Raw genomic sequence first — 11,207 nt, forward strand, 5'->3', positions numbered from 1 at the left:
CGAACGGCTCGGCGCGCATCATCCTTAACGAAGTCACCAGCACCAACCGCAGCCAGCTCAACGGTTACACCGAAGTAGCGGGCCAGCGCGCCGAAGTCATCATCGCCAACCCCAACGGCATCACCTGTAATGGCTGCGGCTTTATCAACACCAGTCGCGGTGTGCTTACTACAGGTACGCCAGTGATGGGTGTCGGTGGTAGTCTCGATGCCTATCGCGTCACTGGTGGAGACATACAGATCGGTGCATCCGGCCTGAATGGCAGCAACCTCGATCAACTCGACCTCATCAGCCGCAGCCTCAAAGTCAATGGCGAGATATGGGCCAACAACCTCAACGCCATCACCGGTGCCAATCAGGTCAACCATACCGATCTAGGTGTCCAACTTATTGCAGGTGATGCCAACAAACCGACCGTCGGTATCGACGTGGCCCTGTTGGGCGGCATGTATGCCAACAAGATCACCCTCATCGGCACAGAAGCGGGCGTCGGGGTAAGCAGCGCAGGCACATTGGCAGCCCAGGCGGGCGATTTCTCACTGGATACACAGGGTCAAATCACCCTCACAGGTAAAACAACATCCAGTGGCAACCTCACGCTCAACAGCGCCGCAGGCATCAGCAACAGCGGTTCAATTGATAGCCGCACCAACGCACAGATCAAAGCTGCGGGAGAGATCGCCAACAGCGGCTCACTGATCGCGCAGAACAACCTCACTATGAATGGTGCATCACTAAATAGCAGCGGCACCCTCGCAGCGGGTATCGATGCCAACGGCAATGCTACTCAAGCGGGTAACGTCGTCATCAGCACCACAGGTGCCAGCACCGCCACCGGCACGAACATCGCAGGCGGTACGCTCACGATCAACGCCAGCGGCATCAATCTGAGTAACAGCCTCACCAGTGCACAAAACAACCTCGCATTGAATGCGACAGCGGGCAATATCGACCTCAATCACGCCCAGACACAATCGGTAGCAGGCAATGTCAGCCTGACATCCAGCGGGATGATCAACAACGATTACGGTCTTCTGAGCGGTGCACAAATTACAGCGACAGCTTCGAACCTGAGCAACCAAGGTGGCATCATCGGCGCAACTGGTGGCGTAACACTGACCAGCCAAAGCACCGTAGACAACAGTGCCGGTGGTTACATTGGCGGAGCCACAGTCAGCCTGACTGCCAACAATGGTGCAGTCAATAACCGCGGCGGCAAGATCGAAGCCGACACTGGTCTGACAGTCAAATCCCAAAGTCTGGACAACAGCGGCGGCACGATCAAGAACTTGAGTGCGACTGATGCACAAGGGAATGCAACGATACTCAGCATCACCGCCACGCAAGACATCATCAACAACGCATTGAATGGAATCAGTGGCTTCATCGGCAGTAACGGACAACTCACACTCAGCAGCGCTACGCTGAATAACAATGGCGGCAAACTATACTCAAAAAATAAACTGGGACTGACTACCAGCGGAACACTCAGCAACCAAAGTGGCTTCATCCAAACTGACGGCGACCTGAATCTGAGTGCATCAGGCGCGCTCAATAACCAAGGCGGCACGATTGAAGCGAATGGAACCAACAGCCTGTTCAGTCTCACGGCCGCCAGCATTGACAACACGCTTGGTGGTCGTATCGCGAACTCCGGCATGGGACTCACCACCATAGATGGCGGCAGTCAGATCGACAACGACGGCACATTGGGCGGCAATGGCAATCTCACCCTGAATACAGGCGTACTCAACAACACGGCAGGCGGGCTCGCCTTTGCAGGCAACGACTTGATACTGGGCATCACTGGTAGTGTCAATAACAGCAGCGGAAACCTGTACGCGACAAACAATCTTTCGCTCAACCAACCTACTGCAAGCCTGAACAACACCAGCGGCAACATCAGTAGTGGGGGCAATATCACGCTAAATCTGGCAAGTGCTAATAACCAGAACGGCCAAATACTTGCGGGTCTTGACAACAGTTTGGTTGCAAATAGCTACACTGGGTTGGGCACGGTTGCTGCGTATGGAAACAACACTATCAGTCTGCAAGGTGGCTACACGAATGCCGCAGGAAATACTTTTGCTGCCAATGGAAATCTGACGCTAACGACTACAGGAAATTTTATCAACCAAACTGCATTGGAAGCAGGAGGCGGCTTGACGGTAAATGCCGCCAATATCGACAACCGTGCCGGAGCGCTTATTACCTCGAACATAAGCACGCTTAATGCAGTGAATGGCAACATCACCAATGGCGGGCGTATTGACGGAAATACTGTGGAAACGCACAGCATCTCTTTCAGTAACAGCAACAGCGTGATGGGTAATACGCTCAATCTCTATGCAACGAATCTAGATAACAGCGGAAGTGTGGCATTCATTGGCGCAACCCAGAGCGTCAATCTCATCATTGCCAACGCACTCACCAATCAGAATGGCGCAAACATATACAGCCTTGGAGATGTCAATATCGGCTCCAATGTCGCCATTAATGCCGGCGGAAATTTGAGCGGCAACAGCGTCAGCATTCTGAATCAGACTGCCACGATAGAAGCAGCAGGAAATCTGCGTTTGGCTGCCAATACGGTCACCAATAAACGTACAGCCGTTGGCGTGGAATGGGGCCCAGTTCGGACAGGGCCGGCAGTCACTGTGGCACCTGGATATAACACTCAGAATTCCCCCAGTTACACTTCTACTCTGGAGGACCAGCGTTTTAGCGCAATCACTACAACTGCCGGAGAATTGCTGGCTGGCGGTAATATGATGATGAGTGGCTCTACGCTAAATAATGAATACAGCACCATCATCGCTGGAGCCACACTCACGACAAACCAAATGGCGGTCAATAACGTAGGTGCAGCATTCCAACAAAGAGAAGTTCGAAGCGGAAGTATCAGTTATCTTGTGGATACGTTCGTGCCCCAATCGGGAAATTGTGGAACTTTTAAATGGAACTGCGTTTTTGCGCACACGGTTACCACAACAGCCACCACCCCTTACAGTCAAACGATTCTTTCAACGCCAGTCGGAAATGGTAGCCAATTTACTGCACTACAAAATGCGCCAAGCTCCTATGGGGCAGCAAAGAAGTCGCATTCAGTCAGCCAATCAGCTGTTTCAACAGTTGCCGCGGGTGCTGGGGCGGCGTTAGGGGCGGGGTCCGCATCTCAACTCATAGAACCTTCAAGCCAAGCCGTAGGCATGCCGGTCGCTACATTACCCACCAGCAGTCTGTACTCTATACACAGCCAACCTTCACAGAACTATCTTGTTGTAACGGACGCACGTTTCACTAGCTATCAGAATTTTGTCTCCAGCGACTATATGCTTAGCCGGTTATCAATGGATCCGCAGCAGATCCAAAAGCGCCTTGGAGATGGTTTCTACGAACAGAAACTGGTCAACGAACAAATCATGCAGCAAACAGGCCAGCGCTACTTGGGCCAATACGCCACCGCTAACGAGCAATATACCGCCTTGCTTGATGCGGGCGTCTCGGCAGCCCAAGACCTTCAACTCGTCCCCGGTATCGCACTCACTGCGCAACAGATCGAAGCGTTGCAACAAGACATCGTCTGGATGGAAGAGCGGGACGTAGTGTTGACCGATGGCAGTACACAACGCGTATTGGCTCCGCAGCTCTACCTGTCCCAGTTGAGCAAGGCCGACCTCTCGCCGGGCGGTGCCATCATCGCTGCCAATGACATAAGCATGGTCACAAGCGGGGATATCAACAACACAGGCGTCATACAAGGACGGAACAGCAATATCCTGCAAGCTAAAAACATTTCCAATAGCGGCATCATTGGTAGTCAAGGTTTCACCCTACTTAAGGCCGAAACCGACATTCTCAACCGCTCTGGTCAGATCAATGGCGATACCGTCGAACTGATTGCCGGGCGAGACATACTCAACCAGCGTACCAGCCAGGAAATCTTGCAAACGACGCAACGTGAAGAAATGCAGGGCATCTTTGGTATGCGGCAGCCAAATCTCATGTCTGACACTGTCAGCCACACGCAACTGGGACTTGAATCCAGCATACGTGCAACCAATTCACTCACACTCAGCGCAGGTCGTGACATAACACTCACCGCTGCCGGCCTCACCAGTGGCGGTGATGCAACCATCAATGCTGGAAGGAATCTGACTGCGGGCGTCATTGCCGCTACAACGAGCGGTACAACTTCACGTTATGCAGCGACACGCACCGAGGTCGTTCAGCTCGGCAGCACGATACAAGCTGGCGGCAACCTCAGTATGAAATCCGGCGCTGACATGCAACTTACAGCGACAAGCGTGGATGCCGGACAAAATGCCAGCTTGGTTGCAGGCGGCAACCTCACCATTGCGGCGGCCAAGAGCAGTGTCAAATCAAGTTTCGATGCGGGTATCGTCCAACAGCGCATCTATGACGAAACTGTCGTTGGTAGCAGCATTAGTGCAGAAGGTAACATCACCCTCAAGGCTGGCAATGCAAGCCCAGCTACCAATTCAAGGAGCGGGATGGAAGGTATTGCCGACGGCGAACAAATTGAATCTGGCAAGGCAAAGGAAGAAAGAGATGTCGCAGCCAACGATAAAGAATATCTACCTGGCACCATGGGTAATGGCGGCAACATCAACTTGCTCAGTTCATCTATCAACAGTAAAGGTGGTCAGGTCAACCTGATCGCCTCTAACGATGTCACCATCGGCACTACTGATGAGCAACACGATTTCTTCCAGCAAACGCATGTCGAATCCAGTGACCTGTTCTCCAGCAGCAGCACCACCACCCGTAATGAAAACCATCAAACACTCGCAGTTGGCAGCGACATAAGTGGTGAAAGCGTCATCGTCAAAGCGGGCAATGCAGCAGACAAGACAGGCAACATCAATGTCATTGGCGGTAGCATCGTCGGCACCAACGACGTCACACTGGACGCGGGCAACGACCTGAGCATCAAAGCCGCCACCAGCACCAGCACCAGCAGCAGTTATAGCCACACCACAGAAAGCGGCTTCATGAGTAACGGTGGCCTGAGCTTTACTATTGGTAATCGCGAAACCACCGACAAAGCCGACAGCCAAAACACCCTGCAAAGCCAGAACCGCAGCATGATCGGCAGTCTCAACGGCAATCTCAACGTCAACGCGGGCAACAAAGCACTCATCTCTGGCAGCGACCTATTGGCAGCTAACGACATGAACATTGCCGCCATGGATATCACCGTGAACAGTGGGTTGGATGAAAGCACCAACACCCAAAGCCACGACACCAAACAAAGCGGACTCACCTTGGCGATCACCAGCAACGTCACCGACGCGGCACAAACCGCCCAGCAAATGAAAGATGCTGGCAGCAAGAGCAAAGACCCGCGCATCAAAGCGATGGCGGCGGCTGCGGCAGCCTTGGCGGTTGCCAATGCCTCAAGCCAAGGTGCATCGGCGAGTGTTAGCCTTACTTACGGCAGTAGCCAAAGCCATAGTGACAGTACCCAAACCAGCACCCAGACCAGCGGCAGCACTCTCAAGGCAGGTGGCAACCTCAACCTGGTCGCAACTGGGGGCGGTGAAAGCAGCAACATCACCATTCAAGGCAGCGACATCAACGCCGGGCAAGACATCAGCCTTGAAGCCGACAACAAGATCAACCTGCTTGCCGACAAAAACGTCAACGACCAAGTCAGCCACAACAGCAGTAGCAGCAGCGGAGCCGGTGTCGGGGTTACCGTCGGTAGCGGCGGCGGATCATTCGGCGTCACTGCCAATGGCAGCCTAGCCCGCGGCAATATTGACGGCACAGACACCACCTACACCAACACCCACGTCAACGCAGGTAAAGCCCTCAAGATCAAATCAGGTGGCGACACCAATATGATCGGAGCCACCGCTAACGGCCAGCAAGTCATCGCCGACATCGGCGGCGATCTCAATATTGAAAGCCTGCAAGACACCAGCACCTACGACACCAAACAACAAAGCGCCAGCGGCAGCGCCACTGTAGGCTTTGGAGGAGCCAGTGCTAGCCTCAGCCTCAACCAAAGCACGATCAACGGCAACTTCGCCAGCGTCCAGGAACAAAGCGGTATTAAAGCCGGCGACGGTGGCTTCCAGATCAAGGTCAAAGGCAACACCGACCTCAAAGGTGCCGTGATCGAAAGCAGCCAAGCCGCCGTAGATGCAGGCAACAACAGCCTCAGCACCGCCACGCTCACCAGCAGCGATATCGACAACGCCTCCGAATACAAAGCGCAAAGCATCAGCGTCAGTGGCGGCACCGGCGGCATGTCTGCCCCGATGGCCCTGCAAGCCTCCGACAAAGACACCAGCACCACCCGCAGCGGCATCAGCGGTGCCAGCGTCGTTATCACCGACGAAGCAAAACAAAAGCAACTTACCGGTAAAGACAGTAAACAGACCCTTGCCAGCCTCAATACCGACGTCACCACCGGTCAGGACACAAGCGGCGCGATCAACAACAACCTAGACGTAGACCAAGTGCAAGGAGCCATGGCAGTCACCCAGGCCTTCGTGCAGCAGGCGAACACCTACGTAGCCGATTTGGCCACCAAGAGTGATCGCCTCAAAGCAAAAGGCGATGCCAAGCAAGCCGCAGCCAAAGATGAAAAAGACCCCGCCAAGCAAGCGCAGCTCCAAGCCGAAGCGGACAGCTTCTACCAACAGTCTGCCGACACCAAAGCCGATAGCGATAAATGGGCACCGGGCAGCACCTACCGGACGATAGCCACCGCCATCACCGCAGCCGCAGGCGGCAACGTCACCGGCGGCACCTCACAACTCGTACAAAGCGCAACGGTGAACTACCTGCAAAGTCTGGGTGCGACCGAAGTGAAGAAGATCGCCGACAGCCTGGACAGCGAAAGCGCAAGAGCCGCCCTGCACGGCATCGTTGCCTGCGCGGGTGCCGCCGCCCAAGGCGCGGATTGCAGCAGCGGCGCACTGGGAGCCAGTGCCGGTTCCGCCCTCAACAGCATCCTGCAAGGCGACACGAGCAAGATGAGTGCGGAAGAAAAAGAGAACCGCAAGAACCTCGTCGCCACGCTGGTGACCGGCATCGCGGCATCAACCGAGGCAAGCAACATCGCTACGGCTACGAATGCGGCGGTGATGGAGACGGAGAATAACTACCTGAAGCCGGTTGAAATCGATGTCTTGAATGCAAAGTTGCAAGACTGCGGCACAGACCAAAGCTGCAAAGACAAAGCCGTCGCGGATGCGACTCTGCTTTCTAAAAATAACGATGCTGCGTTACAGTCCGAATGTGCAAACAATCCCACCAGTTCTGCTTGCCAAGGACACGTTCAAGAGGCACTTAATTATGCAGGCGATAAACAAGAAACCAACGGAATCTCAAAAGACATGACAACAGATATCAATCGCTCACGCGTCGTTGTGCTTGACCAAACATTGAATGGCGGAAGTTATAGCGCGGTGGACAATATTGAAACGCGTGCGGATTTCTTCGGGGCGATGGGGCAGCAAACGGGTGCACCTTGGTTCAAAACTGCCGAAGATGTTTCGAGAAATGATTTGCAGGGTTGGAAGATTACGTCAGGTGATTGGAAATATCCGTTGGGTAATGCGTACAACTTAGGTGATGTGACTACTTGGCGAGATGTCGCAGGGAACCAAATTATGAAAAATGGTTATGAAAATTTCCGGTCGATTTATAACGATCCGAATCAGAACTTGTATCGATGGAGCGTGAATCAGCTCGTACACGAGCAAACCGATCCGAAGTTGCAGGATATTCATCAGAAATACATTCCAAATTTCAATTGGCCAACTAAGTCGGTGATGGAACATTTCGGGAAAGTTAATGACATACTTAACACTCAGGATCGAATTAGTGCTGGGTGCCTGCGAATGGGATATGCGTCAAATTGTGGGAGTGCTCAAGAATGACAGTGGGAGGCTTTGGTAGCGGATGGGCAGTTAATTTTTTATTTGCGTATATCTTTGTCCCGCTAATTGTTAATTTTTTACTTACGCCTGTATTTCTAATTGGTATAGCTAAAAAGAGGATAAAGTTTTCTATTTGGAAAAGGTATTTGATTGCGAATGGATTTATTTACGTATTCGTCGTGTGGATTCCTTATTTTGTTGCCTTTGATGTGATAACGAAACTTGAAAATAATGCCTTCTCTTATAAATACATCCCTTCTTATGGGATTGGATTGGGCGCTACGCTTCAAGGTCTTTTCTTTCTTATTTGGCTTACCAATCGCTTTCGAAGAAAAGAGCTTCCTGATTCATATTACAAAGCATGGAGTATGGGATTTGTTTTCCTCTACTTTCTGCCGTTGCTAATTCATATAGCAATCTTCATGTTAATTGCCTAGATCGCTTTGTCGTGCTGGATCAAACGCTGAACAGAAGTCCGGGTCAGGTCTTGTGGTCACAATCCGGGGTCATGTCTTGCAATCCAGCACAAGCAGTATTTCAATAAATACGGAATCCCCCTCGACTTCCAAAGATGACGGCGAAGGTTCGGGGTCAGGTCTTGCAATCCAGCACAATAGGTTTCTCCAACAACCAGATGACGACAGCTTGGACTAAATCGCCGTTGCGTTACCTGCTCGCGTTCTGCCTCATCCTCGCGCAGACCGCGCAAGCCTACACCCTGCCGAGTTTCCCGCCATCCAGCACCATCCGTAGCACCATCAGTGCAGCCAACAACCTCAACCTGATCGCTACCGGCGGCGGTGAAAACAGCAACTGAATCGCCCTCAATCTAAGGGATACTTTCTAGCCTCATAAAATGCCGTCTCTCGGATTCAGTGGGTGCTAGGCGAAGTTCTTCGCCCTACCAATACAACTCGACATTACTTAATGCATCTCCATTCGAGGTGCCGCCAACTGTGATTGCTTTGCCATTATTGAGCAGCAAAGTGGTGTGCTGACTATGCGCATGGGTTGATGGCCCCGTAGTTGACCATGCCCCTGTGGCTGGATCGAAAAGCTCCGCACTTGCGAGGATGTGCTTTCCGCCTGCACTGCTACCACCTGTTACATAGACACGCCCTGTTGGGAGTAATACGGCGCTGTGCGAATAGCGCGCATCAGTCAATTTCCCTGCTGAAGTCCATTCCCCGCTGTCGGCATCGAATAGCTCAGACGAGGCAAGGATGCCTTTGTCGTCTAGCCCCCCTGAGATCAATACTTTGCCATTAGGCAGTAGCGTCGCCGTGTGCAGGTATCTCGGTGTGAGTGTCTTTCCGGTGCGGTGCCAAGTGTCCGTGTTGGCATCGTAAAGCTCAGCACTGCTAAGGCTGCCGTTCGGGCCTGTGCCGCCCACGACCAATACTTTGTTGTTGGGTAGCAAGGTGGCGGTGTGCTGGGTACGTGCTGTGGAAAGGCTGCTTACGACAGACCATTTCCCTGTGGCGGGGTCATATAACTCTGCACTTGAAAGAATGCCTTGTCCCGTCGCACCGATGCCGCCTACTACCAGCACTTTACCGTTGGGCAGCAGGGTGGCTGTGTGGTCTCGTCGGGCGATGTTCAAGCTGCCCGTGGAATTCCATCGGGATGCGGCAGGACTGAATATTTCGGCACTAGATAGGCGTGTAACGCCTTCTCCTATGCCGCCTGCGATCAGGACGCTGCCGTCGGGAAGCAGGGTAGCGCTGTGGCTATGCCGCGTCTGCTTGAGTGAACCCGCGGCAGTAAACTTGTTGCTAGCAGCATCGAATAACTCTGTACTGGCGATACTGCCTGTGTCATTCGCACCACCTGCGACCAGTAGTTTTCCATTCGATAGCAAAGTCGCAGTGTGGTTGCGGCGCGCATTCGAGATGTCTGTGCTGGCGACAGAAACACCCTTTGATGGAACGCCGCAGATGATATGGATGTTGCTGACATTGGAATTCGACACACGCCCTTTGCCATAGGTCTGCGTGCAGGGTTGCGCATTCGGAATCGCAGAGACTTGAATGTCGTAGTGAGTATCGGATATGAATTTGTTGCGAAGGGTGAAGTTGTCGCCATTGGTGATGACCTCTTCGAGGTGGCCGTTATTGATTATCGAAAGATTGTTGCCGTCAGCCAATCCATGAATACTTCCTCCGATGGTATAGCCAACGGTGATGGGTAATGGCTCGGAAGTCACGCCATCCAGCGTGACAGTGACCTGCACGATACCGGCGCTGGTGCCATGAATCTCGCCTTTTAAGATTCTGATGATGCCTTTCTTGCTGGTGTGCCAGATCACCTTGGACAAAAGGTTTTGGGTGGAATCATCCGAGTAGCGCCCGACAACTTGTAGCGCTGTTGTTTCGCCTATGCCGATAGAAGATTCGCTCGATGTCAGTTCGATGCTTTGAAGGGTGACGGCTTCGATGCTGGCGGGTGCAGGGGTAGAAGCTGATGCCTCGATCTTGGGGGCAGCCTCAGATGGCTGTGTCGAACGTGTGGTAGGTGATGCAGGCGTCTCGGTGGGATTCCCACAACCAGCTAAAATTACAGCACAGAGAAACATGGGAAGGCGGGGGGAGAGAGTGGTCGACAGAGACATGGAGGATGAACCTTCTTTACGCGGCTATGGAGATAGTGCCGTCAATGAAGAGAAAATATTAAAGCTGAATTTTACCTGTGCAAGGTAGAACTTTGCATACATATGATTACGACTAGATGCCCCTCCTCCGAACCACTAGCCATCGTTAGGCCTATTGGTTTTGGATAAACTGAAGCTGCGTATTGCGTATATGTCTACATTTAGGGCCGGTGATGTAGGCATAACGGTCATTCGCTCATCTGGAAGCCAACGACCGCTTTGGCCGATAAAGAGCCCATGGACGACCTATCGGTCAAGCAACCATGATCGGAATTGTTGGGCGTCCCTTATGGGAGAGGACCATCCACCTGCATGCTCCTAAATTGAATGCCTATTCAGCTGATGAGCATCCAAAGCATCGTCGGCATAGCACGGTTGACAGAAGTAAGTCGGATTCAAAGCAAGAAACCAAACTTTTTTTGCGAAATCCACAAAGAAATGTTCCGGCAAATTCCGGCAAATTTTACCAAAATTCATAGGTAAATCTAAGGATTTGCCGGTACACAGAAGTAACGTAAGTACTTGGTGCGAAAGGAGAGACTCGAACTCTCACGCCTTGCGGCGCTGGAACCTAAATCCAGTGCGTCTACCAATTCCGCCACTTTCGCATTCGAAGCCTGGCGGCTCCGAGGGGCGCG

The 11,207-nt window shown here is 52.7% G+C and carries 4 protein-coding genes and 1 tRNA gene; 3 read left to right on the plus strand and 2 right to left on the minus strand.

What is annotated here, in order from left to right; all coding sequences use genetic code 11:
- Positions 1–20: 20 nt before the first annotated feature.
- From ACYCZ5_RS05655 to ACYCZ5_RS05665, 3 genes are all read left to right on the plus strand, one after another.
- Positions 21–7,919 carry a hemagglutinin repeat-containing protein gene (locus ACYCZ5_RS05655; RefSeq protein ID WP_461544160.1) on the plus strand — a complete coding sequence of 2,633 codons (7,899 nt, stop codon included), beginning with the start codon at positions 21–23 and terminating at the stop codon, positions 7,917–7,919.
- Positions 7,916–8,356, plus strand: a complete 441-nt coding sequence (locus ACYCZ5_RS05660; RefSeq protein ID WP_461543821.1) for a hypothetical protein — start codon at positions 7,916–7,918, stop codon at positions 8,354–8,356. The genes ACYCZ5_RS05655 and ACYCZ5_RS05660 overlap by 4 nt, the downstream gene beginning before the upstream one ends.
- A gap of 161 nt (positions 8,357–8,517) precedes the next feature.
- On the plus strand, positions 8,518–8,736 hold the full coding sequence (locus ACYCZ5_RS05665; RefSeq protein ID WP_461543822.1) for a hypothetical protein: 219 nt from the start codon (positions 8,518–8,520) through the stop codon (positions 8,734–8,736).
- 84 nt (positions 8,737–8,820) lie between these two features.
- Here ACYCZ5_RS05665 and ACYCZ5_RS05670 read toward each other — a convergent pair whose 3' ends face one another.
- Together ACYCZ5_RS05670 and ACYCZ5_RS05675 are read right to left on the minus strand one after the other, a co-directional pair.
- Positions 8,821–10,530 carry a Kelch repeat-containing protein gene (locus tag ACYCZ5_RS05670; protein ID WP_461543823.1) on the minus strand — a complete coding sequence of 570 codons (1,710 nt, stop codon included), beginning with the start codon at positions 10,528–10,530 and terminating at the stop codon, positions 8,821–8,823.
- A gap of 562 nt (positions 10,531–11,092) precedes the next feature.
- Positions 11,093–11,177 (minus strand) — tRNA-Leu (locus ACYCZ5_RS05675).
- Positions 11,178–11,207 lie beyond the last annotated feature (30 nt).

The organism is Sideroxydans sp., assembly GCF_054604835.1.